The following is a 16144-nucleotide window of genomic DNA, read 5'->3' on the forward strand; positions in this document are numbered from 1 at the left end:
CTAATGGTCGCAGCAGGGCGTGTGGCCGGTGTGGTCGTTCAGGTGCCCGATCAGTTGCCTGCCGAGGGGAGGGGCGGGCGGCAGGAGCCGCTCGGGGGCGTGCGGCGGAACCGGCGACACCACCGCCCGTCGTACCACCTCCCGTACCTCCAGGAACCGGCCCAGCGGGTCGTCGCAGAACCGGTCCCAGGGGAACGACGTCGCGTACGGGCCGGTCATGCGCAGCTGCGTGAGCGCGTCCCGCCAGCGCTCCAGCCGGACCAGGACGAAGACGAGGAGATTGCGGATCTCCGCGGGCCAGGGGTCGGCGGCCGCGAACCGCGAGGACAGCGCGATCGCCCGGTCCGCCGCCGTGTCCAGCCGTCCCCGGGTGACGACCACCCCGTCGCCCTCCGTCAGGTACTTGAAGGCGGCGCGCACGGGCAGCGCCTGCACCAGGGAGTCCGGCGGGGCGTCCTGCGCGGCGGTCTCGGCGAAGTCGAAGCACTCCCAGTGCGAGTCACCGGGCCGGTGCGGAGTCCTTCCCCACTGGGCGCTGCACGCGGCCGACAGGTACTGCAGGGCCGCGACATGACAGCCGTAGTGGTGCGGGGAGCGGCGTACGGCCTCGGCCCACAGCCGCTCGTACTCGGTGTGGCGGGCCTGCGCGCCGCGCGCGTGGTCGAGCGCCACCCGCCACGGCACCGGGTCGTGGGGGTCGCTCTCGGTCGCCGCGGTGACCAACGGGCGGATCTGGCGCAGGAGTTCGACGCGGGCCGGCGATTCCCAGCTCCGGGCCACCGCCAGCTGGGCCCTGACCACAGTGGCGTCCGGATCGTGGGGGGCGGCCGCGTGCCAGTCCGTGAGCCACTCGTCGCGCGAGCGGGCGAAGGCGGCGAGCCGTGTCACATACCGGTCGCGGTCCTCCCACTCGGCGGCCTGCCGGGTGGCCGCGAGCAGTTCGGCCGCCGGGCCGTACTCACCGCGGCCCGCCGCGACCAGGGCGGGCGCCAGACGGTCATCGGGCGCGTCGAGAAGGACCTCGTCGTCGGCGGGCAGCCCGTCGGTGAGGTGGGAGGAAGGACGAGCCATCCGTGCCGTACGGATGAAGGGGCGGAGCAGTGCCATGGTGTCAACCATTGAAAAGCCGCAGGTCGGGGACGCGCCAGCACGAATGCGTAACCCGTGTTTGGTTGTACGGGCGAGGTTCAAGAAACGGTAAAAAGAGGATGTTTCGTCGGTGATGAACCTCTATGTGCAGGCGCTTTGGCCACTGTGGACGAAATCCGTCCCGACCGCCTCGCCAGTCACTGCGATCAATTGCGTCTCAGCAGCCTCGTTGCCCCCGCGGCGACCGTCGTCGCCAGTATCCAGCCGAGCAGGATCACCGCCGTCGACAGCCACTGCCAGGCCCCGCTCAGCCGCCACTGGCCCGCCTGGCCCAGATCGATGACCGGCAGCAGCAGGTCCAGGGCGAACAGGGAGGGGTTCCAGGCCGGGTGCCCGTCCTTGTTGACCGGTGGATGACTCGCGTGCGAGAAGGCGATCGACGCCGCCGCCCACAGCACCGCCATCCACACCGCGGCGCGGCCGGGGCGGTACCCGTAGGCGACCGTCCAGTCCTGTGCGTACCCCCACAGCTTCGCCGCCAGCGGCAGGGTCTCGCGGCGGCGGCGCTGCTTGGCGAGCAGGACCTCGCGCGCGTCCTCGTCCTCGCCGGAGTTGCGCAGCACGGCCGCGAGCCGTTCGTACGGCTCCGGGTTGTACTCGGCGGTCGCCGCCGCCACCCACTCCAGACGCCGGGCGAGCGGGAAGGCGTCCTGCGGCACGAGGTTCTCGTAGGCGAAACCGCCCATGTGCAGATCGCCGAGGCCGGGCCAACTCGTCCACCGGTCCACCAGGTTCACGATCCGGGCGCCCGAGAGGATCACCTTGCCCCGCTCGGGCCGATCGCCCAGGAAACGCAGCTCGGGCGTCTGGACCCGGCGCAGTGACAGCTCCTGGTCGTCGTCGAGGACGAACCTGGCCCGGTCCAGGTCGACCGCGTCCCCGAACCGCCCGTCGTCCAGCCGGATCCCGCCCCGGCACTCGAAGCACTGCACCCGGGTGCCCCGCGCGGGCGTGGTGCCACTGCTCTGCAGCGGATTGCCGACGCCCGCCGGAGTCAGGTACAGGGTGCGCTCGACGGTCAGCTGCGGGGCGTTCAGGGCGAGCCGGGTGTACGGGTTGGTCAGCCGGGCGCCCCGCAGGCTCAGCGACACGCCGACCTTGGCGCTGCGCATGCTGAATTCCCCGTACGACTCCAGCATCTCGGCCTGCAGGTCCTGGCCGACGGTCAGCCCGTCCGCGGAGATGGAACGGCCGCGCCGGTCCCGGTGGACGACGGCCTGGTTGAGCATCAGGTCGGTGCCGATGTGCGCGTCCGTGAGCCGCACGCCGCCCTGGAACCGGCAGCGCGCCAGATGCAGGTCGCCCTCCGTGTGCACACGCGCCGCCTCCAGACGCGGCACCGAGCAGTCCACGAGCCGTACGGTCGTGAAACGGGCCTCCGGCAGCAGGATCTCCTTCTCGAACCGGCAGCCCTTCAGCTCGACGTACGGCACCACCGTGCCCCCGGCGAGATCCAGCGTGTCCGTGATCCGGACGCCGGTCAGTTTCAGCGACGAGACCCGTCCCGCGAGCGCGGGCGGGCCGTCGAGGAGCAGCCAGGCCACGATCCGGGCCCGTACGCTGCGTTCGGGCCCCCAGGGGCGGCCGCCGTGCGGATCGTCCACGACGGGGTCCCCGTCGCGCAGGTCGTACTCGCTGCCGTTGCGGAAGGCCTGCCACATCCCCGCCTCCGTGGCGGTCAGTCCGTCCGGCACATCCTGGACACGGATGCCGGCGCCCTCGATCACGGCTCGTCCTTCCTCCTCGGCTGCTCGCGCTTCCTCGGCTACTCGCGGGTTTCGTACGACCGTTCATGCCCGCTGTGTGACCGCCCGAACGCAAAAGGTGAAGGGGATCTTCCGCCCCACTGCCCCCACCCATCGAATCCGGCCACGCCGCCCCGCAGCCCTCACGGAGCCCTCCGCCCCGCTGCGACACGCCGTGTCGGCCGGCGATCCGTGCCCGGCCGCCCGCGCCCGACCGGCCCGCCATCGAGCCCTCCGCCCGCCCACGCTCTGTATCAGCCATTGATACGGCCGTCCGACCCGTCGGTGCCGTCTGCGAGAATTGGGGCTGTGATCTCCCGAATCGATCTGCGCGGCGACGCCCTCCCGGAGGGCCCCGCCCTGCGCGACCTGCTGCCCCGAGCCGACTTCGACGTATCGGCCGCCCTGGAGAAGGTGCGCCCGATCTGCGAAGCCGTGCATCATCGTGGCGACGCGGCGCTGATCGACTTCGCCGAGAGGTTCGACGGAGTGCGCCTCACCTCGGTCCGGGTCCCGGCCCAGGCCCTGAAGGACGCGCTGGAGCAGCTCGACCCGGCCGTGCGCGCGGCCCTGGAGGAGTCCATCCGCCGCGCCCGTCTCGTCCACCGTGAGCAGCGCCGCAGCACGCACACCACCCAGGTCGTGCCCGGCGGGACGGTGACCGAGAAGTGGGTGCCGGTGGAGCGCGTGGGCCTGTACGCGCCCGGCGGCCGGTCCGTCTACCCGTCGTCCGTGATCATGAACGTCGTCCCGGCCCAGGAGGCAGGCGTCGGGTCGATCGCGCTCGCCTCCCCCGCCCAGGCCGAGTTCGGTGGCCTGCCGCACCCGACGATCCTCGCCGCCTGCGCCCTGCTCGGCGTCGACGAGGTCTACGCGGCCGGCGGCGCCACCGCTGTCGCGATGTTCGCGTACGGCACCGAGTCCTGCCCGCCCGCGAACATGGTCACCGGCCCCGGCAACATCTGGGTCGCCGCCGCCAAGCGCTACTTCACGGGCAGGATCGGCATCGACACCGAGGCCGGCCCCACCGAGATCGCGGTCCTCGCGGACTCCACCGCCGACCCGGTGCACGTGGCCTCCGACCTGATCAGCCAGGCCGAGCACGACCCGCTCGCGGCCGCCGTGCTCGTCACCGACTCCGTCGACCTCGCGGACGCCGTCGAGAAGGAGCTCGAACCACAGGTCGCCGCCACCAAGCACGTCGAGGACCGGATCCGCCCGGCGCTGGCCGGCAAGCAGTCCGCGATCGTGCTGGTCGACGGCATCGACGAGGGCCTGAGGGTGGTGGACGCGTACGGCGCCGAGCACCTGGAGATCCAGACCGCCGACGCCGCCGCGGTCGCGGAACGGGTCAAGAACGCGGGCGCGGTCTTCGTCGGCCCCTGGGCGCCGGTCTCCCTCGGCGACTACGCGGCCGGGTCCAACCACGTGCTCCCGACCGGCGGCTGCGCCTGCCACTCCTCCGGCCTGTCCGTCCAGTCCTTCCTGCGCGGCATCCACATCGTCGACTACACGAGGGACGCGTTGGCCGACGTCGCGCACCACGTGGTGACGCTGGCGGAGGCGGAGGACCTCCCGGCGCACGGCGCGGCGATCAAGGCAAGGTTCGGTTGGAAGGTGCCAGAGAGCAAGTGAGCTTCGGAATCGACGATCTTCCCGTCCGGGACGAGCTGCGCGGCAAGACCCCCTACGGCGCCCCCCAGCTCGACGTGCCCGTACGGCTGAACACCAACGAGAACCCGTACCCGCTGCCCGAGCCGCTGGTCGAACGGATCACCGAGCGGGTGCGCGAGGCCGCCCGCGGCCTGAACCGCTACCCGGACCGGGACGCGGTCGAACTGCGCACCAGGCTCGCCGAGTACCTGACGAAGACCGGCGGGTACCACGTCGGCCTCGGGAACGTCTGGGCGGCCAACGGTTCGAACGAGGTCATCCAGCAACTGCTGCAGACCTTCGGCGGCCCCGGCCGCACCGCGATCGGCTTCGAGCCCTCGTACTCGATGCACGCCCTCATCGCACGCGGCACGGGCACCGGCTGGATCTCCGGGCCGCGGAACGAGGACTTCACCATCGACCTCGCCGCCGCCGAGAAGGCGATCGCGGAGCACCGGCCGGACGTCGTCTTCATCACCACCCCCAACAACCCCACCGGCAACGCGGTCCCGCCCGAGACGGTCCTCGCGCTCTACGAGGCCGCGCAGGCGGCCAAACCGTCCATGGTGATCGTGGACGAGGCGTACATCGAGTTCAGCCACGGCTCCTCGCTGCTGCCGCTGCTCGAAGGTCGGCCGAATCTCGTCGTCTCGCGGACCATGTCCAAGGCGTTCGGCGCCGCCGGCCTGCGCCTCGGCTACCTCGCCGCGCACCCGGCCGTCGTGGACGCCGTCCAGCTCGTCCGGCTGCCGTACCACCTGTCGGCGATCACGCAGGCGACCGCCCTGGCCGCCCTGGAACACACCGACACGCTGCTGAAGTACGTCGAGCAGCTGAAGTCGGAGCGGGACCGGCTGGTCGCCGAGCTGCGTGCGATCGGCTACGACGTCACCGAGTCCGACGCCAACTTCGTGCAGTTCGGGCGGTTCCCCGACGCGCACGAGGCGTGGCGGAGGATCCTGGAGCGGGGCGTCCTGGTCCGGGACAACGGCGTACCGGGGTGGCTGCGGGTCACCGCCGGGACGCCGGAGGAGAACGACGCGTTCCTCGACGCGGTCCGTGACGTGCAGTGTCTTGTGGGGGACACCCCCACACCCCCGAAGGAGTACAGCGCATGAGCCGCGTCGGGCGCGTGGAGCGCACCACCAAGGAGACCTCGGTCCTGGTCGAGATCGACCTCGACGGCACCGGAAAGACCGACATCGCCACCGGCGTCGGCTTCTACGACCACATGCTCGACCAGCTCGGCCGGCACGGTCTGTTCGACCTGACCGTGAAGACCGACGGCGACCTGCACATCGACTCGCACCACACCATCGAGGACACCGCCCTCGCCCTCGGCGCCGCCTTCAGGCAGGCGCTCGGCGACAAGGTGGGGATCTACCGCTTCGGCAACTGCACGGTCCCGCTCGACGAGTCCCTCGCCCAGGTCACCGTCGACCTCTCCGGCCGCCCCTACCTCGTGCACACCGAGCCCGAGAACATGGCGCCGATGATCGGCGAGTACGACACCACGATGACCCGGCACATCCTGGAGTCCTTCGTCGCCCAGGCCCAGATAGCGCTGCACGTGCACGTGCCCTACGGGCGCAACGCGCACCACATCGTGGAGTGCCAGTTCAAGGCCCTGGCCCGGGCCCTGCGCTACGCCAGCGAGCGCGACCCGCGCGCGGCCGGCATCCTCCCGTCCACGAAGGGCGCGCTGTAAGCCATGAACGGCACCTCGACCATACTGATCGTCGTCGGCCTGTTCCTCGTCGGCGGGATCATCTCCTTCGTCAAGCAGAAGATGCCCACCAGCCTGATCGTGCTGCTGTCGATCGGTGCGGCGCTGTGTCTCGTCGCGGGTGTCATGCGTCTGGAGGTGTGGAATTGAGCACCGCCAAAACCGTCGTGGTCTTCGACTACGGCTTCGGCAACGTCCGCTCCGCCGAGCGTGCCCTCGCCCGCGCGGGCGCCGACGTGGAGATCACCCGGGACTTCGACCGCGCCATGAACGCCGACGGCCTCCTGGTGCCCGGCGTCGGCGCCTTCGCCGCCTGTATGCAGGGCCTGAAGGAGGCGCGCGGCGACTGGATCATCGACCGTCGGCTGGCCGGCGGGCGCCCGGTGATGGGCATCTGCGTCGGCATGCAGATCCTTTTCGGCCTCGGCATCGAGCACGGCGTCGAGACCGAGGGCCTCGCCGAGTGGCCCGGCCGCGTCGAGCTGCTCCAGGCGGACGTCGTGCCCCACATGGGCTGGAACACCGTCGAGGCGCCGGCCGACTCCGAGCTGTTCGCCGGCCTGGACGCGGACGCGCGCTTCTACTTCGTGCACTCCTACGCCGTCCAGGACTGGCAGCTCCAGACGCACAACCCGGCGATGAGCGCCCCCAAGGTGACCTGGTCGACGCACGGCAAGCCGTTCGTGGCGGCCGTCGAGAACGGCGCCCTGTGGGCCACGCAGTTCCACCCCGAGAAGTCCGGCGACGCCGGCGCGCAGCTGCTCACCAACTGGATCGGAACCCTGTAGACCATGGCCAAGCTCGAACTCCTCCCCGCCGTCGACGTCCGCGACGGCCAGGCCGTCCGCCTCGTGCACGGCGAGTCCGGCACGGAGACCTCCTACGGCTCCCCGCTGGAGGCCGCCCTCGCCTGGCAGCGGGCGGGCGCCGAGTGGCTGCACCTGGTCGACCTGGACGCCGCGTTCGGCACCGGCGACAACCGCGCGCTGATCGCCGAGGTCACCAAGGCGATGGACATCAAGGTGGAGCTGTCCGGCGGCATCCGGGACGACGACACCCTGGCCGCCGCCCTGGCCACCGGCTGCACGCGGGTGAACCTCGGCACGGCCGCCCTGGAGACCCCCGAGTGGGTCGCCAAGGTCATCGCCGAGCACGGCGACAAGATCGCGGTGGGCCTGGACGTCCGCGGCACCACGCTGCGCGGTCGCGGCTGGACCCGCGACGGCGGCGACCTCTACGAGACGCTGGAGCGCCTCAACAAGGAGGGCTGCGCGCGGTACGTCGTTACCGACATCGCCAAGGACGGCACGCTGCAGGGCCCGAACCTTCAGCTGCTGCGCAACGTCTGTGCGGCGACCGACCGCCCGGTGGTCGCCTCCGGCGGGGTGTCGTCCCTGAACGACCTGAGGGCGATCGCCGAGCTCGTCCCGCTGGGGGTTGAGGGCGCGATCGTCGGGAAGGCCCTGTACGCGAAGGCGTTCACCCTGGAAGAGGCCTTGGAGGCTACGTCTTGAAAAAGGACACAGCGTCATGACCGATGCCGTGCGGCGCGTGCAGAGCGGAAGTCCTTGGGAGGAGAGCTTCGGTTCCGCGCGTGCCATCGCGGCCGGGGACCGCGTCCTGGTGGGTGGCACGACGTCCTTCAAGGGCAGCGTGCTGTACGGGGAGGGCGACCCGTACGAGCAGGCGAAGGTGGCGTTCACCAGCGCGCTGGAGGCGATCGCCGAGTTCGGTCTCGGGCCCGAGTCGGTGATCCGGACCCGGATGTTCCTGACGCATCAGCGGGACGTCGACGAGGTGGGCCGCGCCCACAAGGAGCTGTTCGACTCGGTGCGCCCGGTGACGACCCTGCTGGTGGTGGAGGGCTTCGTCGACCCGCGCATCCTGGTCGAAGTGGAACTGGAAGCCTTCAGAGGCTAGAAGCAGCAGCAAGAGGAGCCGTGGATTCATGACCCTGGCGGTCCGAGTCATCCCCTGCCTGGACGTGGACAACGGCCGGGTCGTCAAGGGTGTCAACTTCCAGAACCTGCGCGACGCGGGCGACCCCGTCGAGATGGCGAAGGTGTACGACGCCGAGGGCGCCGACGAGCTGACGTTCCTGGACATCACCGCCTCCTCGGGCAACCGGGAGACCACGTACGACGTGGTGCGCCGCACCGCCGAGCAGGTGTTCATCCCGCTGACGGTCGGCGGCGGGGTCCGTACCGCCGAGGACGTGGACAAGCTGCTGCGGGCGGGCGCCGACAAGGTCGGCGTCAACACGGCCGCGATCGCCCGACCGGACCTGATCCGGGAGATCGCGGAACGCTTCGGCCGACAGGTCCTGGTCCTCTCGGTGGACGCACGCCGCACGTCCTCCGGCAGCTTCGAGGTGACGACCCACGGCGGCCGTCGCGGCACCGGCATCGACGCGATCGAGTGGGCGCACCGGGCGGCGGAGCTGGGCGCGGGCGAGATCCTGCTGAACTCGATGGACGCGGACGGCACGAAGGACGGCTACGACCTGGAGATGATCGCGGCCGTTCGCAAGCACGTCACGGTCCCGGTGATCGCCTCGGGCGGCGCGGGCGCACTGACCCACTTCGCCCCGGCCATCGCGGCGGGCGCGGACGCGGTGCTTGCGGCGTCGGTGTTCCACTTCGGGGATCTGCGGATCGGAGAGGTGAAGCAGACGTTGCGGGAGGCGGGGCATCCCGTCAGGTAGTCGTCACAGCAAGCCCCGGTCGGATGACCGGGGCTTCGTCTTCAAGAAACGCAAAAGGAAAGTTGCGCAATATTCATTGCGCAACTTTCCTTTCGTATTTACCGTGGTGGCATGGCAGAACGCGAGAGAGACCGTCGGATCACGGACCTGGGCACGCTCAAGGCGCTCGCGCACCCGCTGCGGGCACGGCTGTACCGGCTCCTGGTCATCGCGCGGGCGGCGACCGCGTCCCAACTCGCCGAGCAGGTCGACGAGGCGGTCTCGCTGGTCAGCTACCACTTGCGCAAACTGGCCGAGCACGGGCTGATCGAGGAGGCCGAACCGCACAGCGCGGACGGCCGAGAGCGCTGGTGGCAACCCTCCTCCGAGGGGGTGACCATCCGCGACGAGGACTTCCGCGATGCCCCCGAGAAGGCCGCCGCGCACACCGCCGCCAGCCGCCTCTTCTTCGAGCAGCGCGCCGACATGTACCGGCGCTACCTCGACGAGCGTGCTCACTGGAGTGACGCGTGGACGACGGCGTCCGACTCCTCCGAGTGGCTGCTGCGGCTCACACCGGACGAACTGGCCGAGCTGTCCCGGCAGATGTACGACCTCGTCCGCAGATACGAGGAGCGCGGCCGGGCTGCCGACGCCGCCGGCGAGACCGAGGGCCGCGAGAACGTCGCGGTGCACACGTACGGCTTCCCCTTCCGCGTCTGAGAGGACGGCCCATCGTGACCTCCACGCTCGCGTCCCCGGCCGGTCTGCGCGACAGACCGGCCCACCGCGACGGCAACGTCCTGCGCTGGCTCGCCGCCTACACCTCGTCGATGGTCGGCGACAACGTCTACTACCTGGCGCTGTCCTGGGCGGCGGTCCGGGCCGGGTCGCCCGCGCAGGCCGGACTCGTGACGGCGGCGAGCGCCCTGCCCAGGGCTCTGCTGATGCTGGGCGGGGGAGTGGTCGCCGACCGGCTCGGGCCGCGTGGGGTCGTCATCGCCGGCGACACCGTGCGCTGCGTGGCCGTCCTGGGGGTGTCGGGACTGCTGTTCGTGGCCGGCCCGGGGCTGTGGCCACTGGCCCTGCTGGCCGTGGTCTTCGGCACCGTGGACGCCGTGTTCATGCCCGCCGTGGGTGCCCTGCCGGCGCGGATGACGAGCCGGGGCCAGCTCGCACGGGTGCAGGGCATGCGCAGCCTTGCGATCCGGTTCGCGAGCGTCGTGGGCGCTCCCCTCGGCGGCCTCGGCGTGGCGCTCGGCGGCGCGGCGACCGCATTCGGGCTGGCCGGGCTGCTGATCGCCCTGTCGGTGCCGCTGCTGGTCTCCGTACGGATAAGCGAGCTGCCGCCGGACGACGCCACCGGCGGCGCCGGTACCACGACCGCCTGGCGCGACCTCGTGGCGGGCCTGCGGTACATCCGCCGCCACCGCGTCCTCGCCCCGCTGGTGCTGACCATCGCCCTGGGCGACCTGGGCTTCGTCGGCCCGCTCAACCTGGGCCTGACTCTGCTGGCCGACGAGCGGGGCTGGGGTGCCGCGGGGATGGGCTGGGTGCTGGCGGGCTTCGGGACCGGAGCGGGGGCCGCCTCCCTGCTGCTCGCGGTGTGCGGGCGGCTGCCGCACGCCGGGCTGATGATCGCGTACACGATCTTCGCGGGTTCCGTGGCGATCGGCGCCCTCGCCTACGTCCCCGGTGTGGCCGCCGCCGCCGGTGTGGCTGTGCTCATCGGCCTCCTCACCGGCCTGAGCGGCGTGATGTGCGGCGCGCTGCTGCAGACCCAGGCCGATCGCGCCTGCCTGGGCCGCGTCACGGCCGTCTCCAGCCTGGTCAGCCTCGGCTTCGCCCCGCTCAGCATGCCGCTGTCCGCCGCCGCGATCGGCGCCTGGGGCACCGGCCCTGTGTTCGTCGTCAGCGCGGCGGTCTGTGGGCTGAGCGGGGTCGTCGCCCTGGGCGCCCGCGACCTGCGCCGAGCCGAACTCCCCCGCTGAGCCGCCCCCTCAGATCCCCAACTGCTTCGTCTCCCGCACCTCGCTGATCGCCTCCTTCTCGCCCTCCAGCTCCACGTCCGCCACCCGCTGCCGCCCCAGCGCGAACATCAGCAGTTCCGAGGGGGCGCCGGTGACCGTCACCACCGGGGTGCCGCGGTGGGCGACCGCCGTCTGGCCGTTCGGGCGGCGCAGGACCAGGCCGGTCGGGGCGCCGCGGCCGGTCAGGCGGGCCGTGCGCTCCAGGCGGGACCACAGCGCGTCCTGGAAGACCGGGTCCAGCTCGCGCGGCGTCCAGTCCGGCTGCGCCCGGCGCACGTCCTCCGTGTGGACGTAGAACTCCACCGTGTTGGCCGCCTCGTCGATCTGCTTCAGGGAGAAGGGCGAGAAGCGCGGCGGGCCGGTACGGATCAGCTGGATCAGCTCCTCGTACGGCTTCGCGGCGTACTCCTCCATCACCTTCTCCAGCCGCGGCGCGAGCTGCTTGATCAGCGCGCCCCCGGCGGCGTCCGGGCGGCGCTCGCGCACCACCACGTGCGCGGCGAGATCGCGGGTCTTCCAGCCCTCGCACAACGTGGGGGCGTCCGGGCCCGTGGCCTCCAACAGGTCGGCGAGGAGGAGTCGTTCACGCTTGGCATGGGTCGACATGCAGTCAGCGTACGACCGGGGAACCGGTCCGCCCAGCGGACGGTGACCGGGCATGTCGGTGTGGCGCGGCACAATGGTCCGCATGACCAGCACGCCTTCGCCCAGCAGGCCCAGCGGCCTGGACCCCGAGATCGCCGCGCGTCTCAAGCGCAGCGCCGACGGGCTGCTCCCCGCCATCGCCCAGCAGTACGACACCGGTGAGGTGCTGATGCTCGGCTGGATGGACGACGAGGCGCTGCACCGCACCCTCACCACCGGGCGCTGCACCTACTGGTCGCGCAGCCGCCAGGAGTACTGGGTCAAGGGCGACACCTCCGGCCACGTGCAGCACGTGAAGTCGGTCGCGCTCGACTGCGACGCCGACACCGTGCTGGTCAAGGTCGACCAGGTCGGCGCCGCCTGCCACACGGGCGACCGCACCTGCTTCGACGCCGACGTGCTCCTGAAGGCCGACGTGCTTCTGAAGGACGCCGCCTCCGGCCCGGCGTCCGCGGATCAGTAAGGTCGGCCGCCATGGACCTCGAGACGTTCCGCAAGCTGGCCACCGACCGCCGCGTCATCCCGGTCACGCGCAAGCTCCTCGCCGACGGCGACACCCCGGTCGCGCTCTACCGCAAACTCGCCGCCGAGCGCCCCGGCACCTTCCTTTTGGAGTCCGCGGAGAACGGCCGAACCGCATATCAGTGGTCCCGCTACTCCTTCGTGGGCGTCCGCTCGGCCGGAACCCTGACCGAGCGCGGTGGCCGGGCCCACTGGCTCGGCACCCCGCCCGTCGGCGTCCCCACGGACGGCGACCCCCTGGCCGCCCTGAAGGCCACCGTCGAGGCCCTGCACACCCCCCGCGACCTCGCGCACGACCTGGGCCTGCCGCCCTTCACCGGCGGCATGGTCGGCTATCTGGGCTACGACATCGTGCGGCGCCTGGAGAAGATCGGCCCCGGCGAGCGGGACGACCTGAGGCTGCCCGAGCTGACCATGCTCCTCACCAGCGACCTCGCGGTCATGGACCACTGGGAGGGCTCGGTCCTGTTGATCGCCAACGCGATCAACCACAACGACCTCGACACCGGCGTGGACGAGGCGTACGCGGACGCCGTGGCGCGCCTCGACGCCATGGAGGCCGACCTGTCACGCGCGGTCGCCCAGCCGCCGGCCGTCCTGCCGCCCTCCGAACTGCCCGAGTACACCGCCCGGTGGGGCGGCGAGGACTTCCAGGAGGCGGTCGAGGACATCAAGGAGCGCATCCGCGCGGGCGAGGCCTTCCAGGTCGTCCCCTCGCAGCGTTTCGAGACACCGTGCACGGCGAGCGCACTCGACGTCTACCGGGTGCTCAGGGCCACCAACCCCTCGCCGTACATGTACCTGTTCCGGTTCCCCTCCGGGGACGGAGAGGCGTTCGACGTCGTCGGGTCGTCCCCAGAGGCGCTGGTGAAGGTCGAGGACGGCCGGGCCATGGTCCACCCCATCGCCGGCACCCGGCACCGCGGCACCACCCCGCAGGAGGACCAGGCCCTCGCCGAGGAACTGCTCGCCGACCCCAAGGAGCGTGCCGAGCACCTGATGCTCGTCGACCTGGGACGCAACGACCTCGGACGGGTGTGCGAGCCAGGCTCGGTGGAGGTCGTCGACTTCATGTCGATCGAGCGGTACTCCCACGTCATGCACATCGTCTCGACGGTCACCGGCCGGGTCGCGGCCGGGCGCACGGCCTTCGACGTCCTCACCGCCTGCTTCCCGGCCGGCACCCTCTCGGGAGCGCCCAAGCCCCGCGCGATGCAGATCATCGACGAGCTCGAGCCGTCCCGGCGCGGGCTGTACGGCGGCTGTGTCGGCTACCTCGACTTCGCGGGGGACTCCGACACCGCCATCGCCATCCGCACCGCCCTGCTGCGCGACGGCACGGCCTACGTGCAGGCCGGAGCCGGCATCGTCGCCGACTCCGACCCGGTCGCGGAGGACAACGAGTGCCGCAACAAGGCGGCCGCCGTCCTCCGCGCGGTGCACACGGCCAACAGGCTCACATCACCGTGAGGGTCAGCCGGTGAAGGCCGCCGTGCCGTTGGGGACGCCGAGCCCCGAGGGGCCGTCGTACCCGGTCGTGCCGGTGCACAGGTAGGAACCGGAGCAGCTGCCGTTGGAGCCGCTGGTCACGTCGTACAGCGCCGAGGTGTGGGCGTACGGGAAGGACGCCGGGGAGGAGCCGGAGGACGGGGCGCCCGCCAGCGCGTAGGTGGCCGCGATGAGCGGGGACGAGGCGCTGGTGCCGCCGAAGACCATCCAGCCGGTGGCCGAGCGGTAGCTGTCGTAGACCGCCACGCCGGTGTTCGGGTCGGCGACCGCGGAGACGTCGGCGACCGTGCGCCTGGCGCAGCCGCTGTCCGTCTGCCAACTCGGCTTGGCATCGTACGCGGAGCAGCCCGAGCCCGCTCCGCTCCACACGGTGTCGGTCCAGCCGCGGGAGTTCGACGCCGTGTTCAACGACGTGCCGCCCACCGCCGTCACGTACTTGGACGCGGCCGGGTACTCCACGCCGTAGCCGTTGTCACCGGAGGAGACGGTGATGGCGACGCCCGGGTGGTTGAAGTACGAGGAGTCGTACGTCGCGTCGCTGGAGGACTCGCTGCCGCCGTAGCTGTTGCTGACGAACTTCGCGCCCAGCCTGACCGCGGTGTTCACGGCCGTGCCGAGGTTGGTCATGGACGCGGAACCGGCCTCCACCAGGAGGATCTTGCAGTTCGGGCAGGCGGCGCTGACCATGTCGAGGTCGAGGGAGATCTCCTCCGCCCAGCCGGAGTCACCGCGCGGGTAGCCGGTGCCGCCGTTCTGGTCGACCTTCTTGAAGCAGCCGTTCGCCGTGGTGCAGGCGGACAGGCCGTACTGGGAGCGGTAGACGGCGAGGTCGGCCTCGGCGTTGGGGTCGTCGTAGGCGTCGACGATCGCGACCGTCTGGCCCGAGCCGCCGGTCGCCGAGGGCAGGTTGTAGGCCGCCTGCAGCGAGGCGGGGCCGTAGCCGGAGGGTGCGGCGGCGGCCGTCAGATCGCTCTCCGCGTGGGCGGACTTCGGGGTGCCCGACGTGACCTTGAGGGCGTTGCAGGCCATGACGTTCTGCTGCGTCGGGGCCGCACAGGAGTGCGCGACGGTGACGCCGTGTGCCGTGGACGCCGCCGCCGCTTGGACGGCCGGCGCGGCCAGGACCAGGGCGGCCGTGGCCAGTGAGGCCAGGGCGACGGAGGGAAGGGTTCTGCGCAACTTGCGTCCTCCACGAGTGGGTGTGACGGGGGACATGTGGGGGGTGCGCGGGTGCAGCCGGGTCGCGCGGGGTACGCGCGGCGGCCGGGCAGAACCTATGGATGTCCTGGGCACGTCAACAAGAGAGTGGTTGAAGCTGTGACATCTCTTGGCTGTTGATGGGCGACGCATGGGGTGCTGCCGGGAGAACCCTGGGGAAACCGTGGCGGTCTCTTGGGTTGACGGACCCGGGTGACGGTTCGCAGGGGGCTCGGGTGATAGTGGAGTACGTGACTGCCGTACCTCACCCCCGTTCCGAGGCCGCCGCACCCCTCCGGCCCGCCCGCCGCAGCCTCGCCCTCGCCCTGCTGTGCGGGGCGGCCGGCGCGGCCGTGGCACTGCTCTCCACCCGGCAGAGCTGGTCGGCGGGGACCGTGACGGTGGCCGGCGGCGACTACGCGCTGACCGCCAAGGGCAGCGACGTCACAGGCCTGCCCGCGGCCCTGGCCATAGTCGGCCTCGCCGCACTCGTCGCCGTCTTCGCCGTCCGCAGGACCGGGCGGCTCCTCGTCTCCCTGCTGCTCGCGCTCTCCGGCGCCGGCACCATCGCCGCCGCGCTGCTGGGGGCCTCCGACAGCTCGGCGCTCGACGAGAAGGCGGCACAGGCGGCCGGTGACACCTCCGCGACCGCGACCGCGCTCACGCACTCCGCCTGGCCGTACATCGCGGCCCTCGGCGGCGCGCTGCTCCTCCTCGCCGGACTGCTCGCCCTGCGTTACGGTCGGCTGTGGCCGGCGATGTCCGGCCGCTACGAACGCGACGGCACCCCCCGTCCGCGCCGGACGAAGCCCGTCGACCCCGACCGCCCCGAGGACCTGTGGAAGGCCCTCGACCGGGGCGAGGACCCCACCGGCTCCTGAACCTCACGACAGCCGGCGAGTGGGCCGAGGCGCCCCCACAGGCGCGTCGGCCTCGAACCGGAGAGCCCGACCCCGCGCTCACCGGGGACGCACGGGTACGGGACAATGGGCTGCGGGTTTCGACTCACTCACGCACACAGAGCCAACAAGGAGCAAGTCATGGCGGGCAGCAGCCACGGTCACACCCCGGCCGCCTGGACCGGTGTCATCATCGCCTTCATCGGTTTCTGCGTCTCGGGCGCCTTCACCGTGATGGCCCAGCCGGTCGGCTTCTGGGCGGGCATCGCGATCTGCCTCATCGGTGGCGTCGTCGGCGGCATCATGCGCCAGATGGGTCTCGGCCAGCCGAAGACTCAGGCGCACTCGGCGCACCAGCCCGCGGAGGCGACGGAGCGCTGAGGCCT

The 16144-nt window shown here is 71.7% G+C and carries 18 protein-coding genes; 14 read left to right on the forward strand and 4 right to left on the reverse strand.

The features are described 5' to 3' along the window. Together ACFYZJ_RS04675 and ACFYZJ_RS04680 are read right to left on the reverse strand one after the other, a co-directional pair. Positions 1 to 1107, reverse strand: coding sequence for a hypothetical protein (locus ACFYZJ_RS04675; protein ID WP_388562813.1), 1107 nt, complete (start codon positions 1105 to 1107; stop codon positions 1 to 3). Positions 1108 to 1295: 188 nt separating this feature from the next. After that, positions 1296 to 2876, reverse strand: coding sequence for an oxidoreductase (locus tag ACFYZJ_RS04680; protein ID WP_388562815.1), 1581 nt, complete (start codon positions 2874 to 2876; stop codon positions 1296 to 1298). Between the two features lie 327 nt (positions 2877 to 3203). Here ACFYZJ_RS04680 and hisD point away from each other — a divergent pair, with 327 nt between their 5' ends. The 10 genes from hisD to ACFYZJ_RS04730 all read left to right on the forward strand — a co-directional run bounded on the left by hisD (position 3204) and on the right by ACFYZJ_RS04730 (position 10947). Further along, the gene (gene hisD, locus ACFYZJ_RS04685) at positions 3204 to 4529 is read left to right on the forward strand and encodes a histidinol dehydrogenase (protein ID WP_388562817.1); all 1326 of its coding nucleotides are present in this window, start codon (positions 3204 to 3206) and stop codon (positions 4527 to 4529) included. Next, complete coding sequence (locus ACFYZJ_RS04690; RefSeq protein WP_388562819.1) at positions 4526 to 5665, forward strand: histidinol-phosphate transaminase; 1140 nt, start codon at positions 4526 to 4528, stop codon at positions 5663 to 5665. Before hisD ends, ACFYZJ_RS04690 begins: the two co-directional genes overlap by 4 nt. Beyond that, positions 5662 to 6255 (forward strand): imidazoleglycerol-phosphate dehydratase HisB, encoded by a 594-nt coding sequence (gene hisB / locus ACFYZJ_RS04695; protein ID WP_316740381.1) that lies wholly within the window; start codon positions 5662 to 5664, stop codon positions 6253 to 6255. Before ACFYZJ_RS04690 ends, hisB begins: the two co-directional genes overlap by 4 nt. A gap of 3 nt (positions 6256 to 6258) precedes the next feature. Further along, a complete protein-coding gene (locus ACFYZJ_RS04700; RefSeq protein WP_388562821.1) occupies positions 6259 to 6423 on the forward strand; it encodes a hypothetical protein in 165 nt (54 codons plus the stop codon). Next, a complete protein-coding gene (hisH, locus tag ACFYZJ_RS04705) occupies positions 6414 to 7061 on the forward strand; it encodes an imidazole glycerol phosphate synthase subunit HisH (RefSeq protein WP_388562823.1) in 648 nt (215 codons plus the stop codon). Before ACFYZJ_RS04700 ends, hisH begins: the two co-directional genes overlap by 10 nt. Positions 7062 to 7064: 3 nt before the next feature. Further along, positions 7065 to 7787 (forward strand): bifunctional 1-(5-phosphoribosyl)-5-((5-phosphoribosylamino)methylideneamino)imidazole-4-carboxamide isomerase/phosphoribosylanthranilate isomerase PriA, encoded by a 723-nt coding sequence (gene priA / locus ACFYZJ_RS04710; RefSeq protein ID WP_388562825.1) that lies wholly within the window; start codon positions 7065 to 7067, stop codon positions 7785 to 7787. A 16-nt stretch (positions 7788 to 7803) separates the two neighbouring features. Next, positions 7804 to 8193, forward strand: a complete 390-nt coding sequence (locus tag ACFYZJ_RS04715; protein ID WP_388562827.1) for a RidA family protein — start codon at positions 7804 to 7806, stop codon at positions 8191 to 8193. 28 nt (positions 8194 to 8221) lie between these two features. Next, entirely contained in the window at positions 8222 to 8977 is a 756-nt protein-coding gene (hisF, locus tag ACFYZJ_RS04720) for an imidazole glycerol phosphate synthase subunit HisF (protein WP_388562829.1), read from the forward strand. Positions 8978 to 9088: 111 nt separating this feature from the next. Then, entirely contained in the window at positions 9089 to 9679 is a 591-nt protein-coding gene (locus ACFYZJ_RS04725; protein ID WP_388562831.1) for an ArsR/SmtB family transcription factor, read from the forward strand. A gap of 14 nt (positions 9680 to 9693) precedes the next feature. Next, positions 9694 to 10947 (forward strand): MFS transporter, encoded by a 1254-nt coding sequence (locus tag ACFYZJ_RS04730; protein ID WP_388562833.1) that lies wholly within the window; start codon positions 9694 to 9696, stop codon positions 10945 to 10947. A 9-nt stretch (positions 10948 to 10956) separates the two neighbouring features. On the opposite strand, the gene ACFYZJ_RS04735 is transcribed toward ACFYZJ_RS04730, so the two are convergent. Further along, positions 10957 to 11592: a TIGR03085 family metal-binding protein gene (locus ACFYZJ_RS04735; RefSeq protein WP_388562835.1), complete on the reverse strand. Its 636-nt coding sequence runs from the start codon at positions 11590 to 11592 to the stop codon at positions 10957 to 10959. 82 nt (positions 11593 to 11674) lie between these two features. Between ACFYZJ_RS04735 and hisI the strand changes: the two genes are divergently transcribed. Together hisI and ACFYZJ_RS04745 are read left to right on the forward strand one after the other, a co-directional pair. Further along, positions 11675 to 12094 carry a phosphoribosyl-AMP cyclohydrolase gene (hisI, locus tag ACFYZJ_RS04740; protein WP_388562837.1) on the forward strand — a complete coding sequence of 140 codons (420 nt, stop codon included), beginning with the start codon at positions 11675 to 11677 and terminating at the stop codon, positions 12092 to 12094. An 11-nt stretch (positions 12095 to 12105) separates the two neighbouring features. Next, entirely contained in the window at positions 12106 to 13623 is a 1518-nt protein-coding gene (locus ACFYZJ_RS04745) for an anthranilate synthase component I (RefSeq protein WP_388562839.1), read from the forward strand. Positions 13624 to 13626: 3 nt separating this feature from the next. On the opposite strand, the gene ACFYZJ_RS04750 is transcribed toward ACFYZJ_RS04745, so the two are convergent. Then, positions 13627 to 14877: a peptidase S8 gene (locus tag ACFYZJ_RS04750; protein ID WP_388562840.1), complete on the reverse strand. Its 1251-nt coding sequence runs from the start codon at positions 14875 to 14877 to the stop codon at positions 13627 to 13629. A gap of 224 nt (positions 14878 to 15101) precedes the next feature. Between ACFYZJ_RS04750 and ACFYZJ_RS04755 the strand changes: the two genes are divergently transcribed. After that, positions 15102 to 15740: a TIGR02234 family membrane protein gene (locus ACFYZJ_RS04755; RefSeq protein ID WP_388562842.1), complete on the forward strand. Its 639-nt coding sequence runs from the start codon at positions 15102 to 15104 to the stop codon at positions 15738 to 15740. A gap of 159 nt (positions 15741 to 15899) precedes the next feature. Further along, positions 15900 to 16139, forward strand: coding sequence for an HGxxPAAW family protein (locus tag ACFYZJ_RS04760; protein ID WP_388562844.1), 240 nt, complete (start codon positions 15900 to 15902; stop codon positions 16137 to 16139). Positions 16140 to 16144 lie beyond the last annotated feature (5 nt).

This window comes from Streptomyces sp. NPDC001848 (assembly GCF_042891915.1).
In the GTDB taxonomy this organism is placed as follows: Bacteria; Actinomycetota; Actinomycetes; order Streptomycetales; family Streptomycetaceae; genus Streptomyces.

Coding starts and splice junctions, on each gene's coding strand:
- ACFYZJ_RS04675 (WP_388562813.1), bottom strand. CDS start 1,107: ATGGCACTGCTCCGCCCCTTCATCCGTACGGCACGGATGGCTCGTCCT.
- hisB (WP_316740381.1), top strand. CDS start 5,662: ATGAGCCGCGTCGGGCGCGTGGAGCGCACCACCAAGGAGACCTCGGTC.
- ACFYZJ_RS04700 (WP_388562821.1), top strand. CDS start 6,259: ATGAACGGCACCTCGACCATACTGATCGTCGTCGGCCTGTTCCTCGTC.
- priA (WP_388562825.1), top strand. CDS start 7,065: ATGGCCAAGCTCGAACTCCTCCCCGCCGTCGACGTCCGCGACGGCCAG.
- ACFYZJ_RS04715 (WP_388562827.1), top strand. CDS start 7,804: ATGACCGATGCCGTGCGGCGCGTGCAGAGCGGAAGTCCTTGGGAGGAG.
- hisF (WP_388562829.1), top strand. CDS start 8,222: ATGACCCTGGCGGTCCGAGTCATCCCCTGCCTGGACGTGGACAACGGC.
- ACFYZJ_RS04725 (WP_388562831.1), top strand. CDS start 9,089: ATGGCAGAACGCGAGAGAGACCGTCGGATCACGGACCTGGGCACGCTC.
- ACFYZJ_RS04735 (WP_388562835.1), bottom strand. CDS start 11,592: ATGTCGACCCATGCCAAGCGTGAACGACTCCTCCTCGCCGACCTGTTG.
- hisI (WP_388562837.1), top strand. CDS start 11,675: ATGACCAGCACGCCTTCGCCCAGCAGGCCCAGCGGCCTGGACCCCGAG.
- ACFYZJ_RS04745 (WP_388562839.1), top strand. CDS start 12,106: ATGGACCTCGAGACGTTCCGCAAGCTGGCCACCGACCGCCGCGTCATC.
- ACFYZJ_RS04750 (WP_388562840.1), bottom strand. CDS start 14,877: ATGTCCCCCGTCACACCCACTCGTGGAGGACGCAAGTTGCGCAGAACC.
- ACFYZJ_RS04760 (WP_388562844.1), top strand. CDS start 15,900: ATGGCGGGCAGCAGCCACGGTCACACCCCGGCCGCCTGGACCGGTGTC.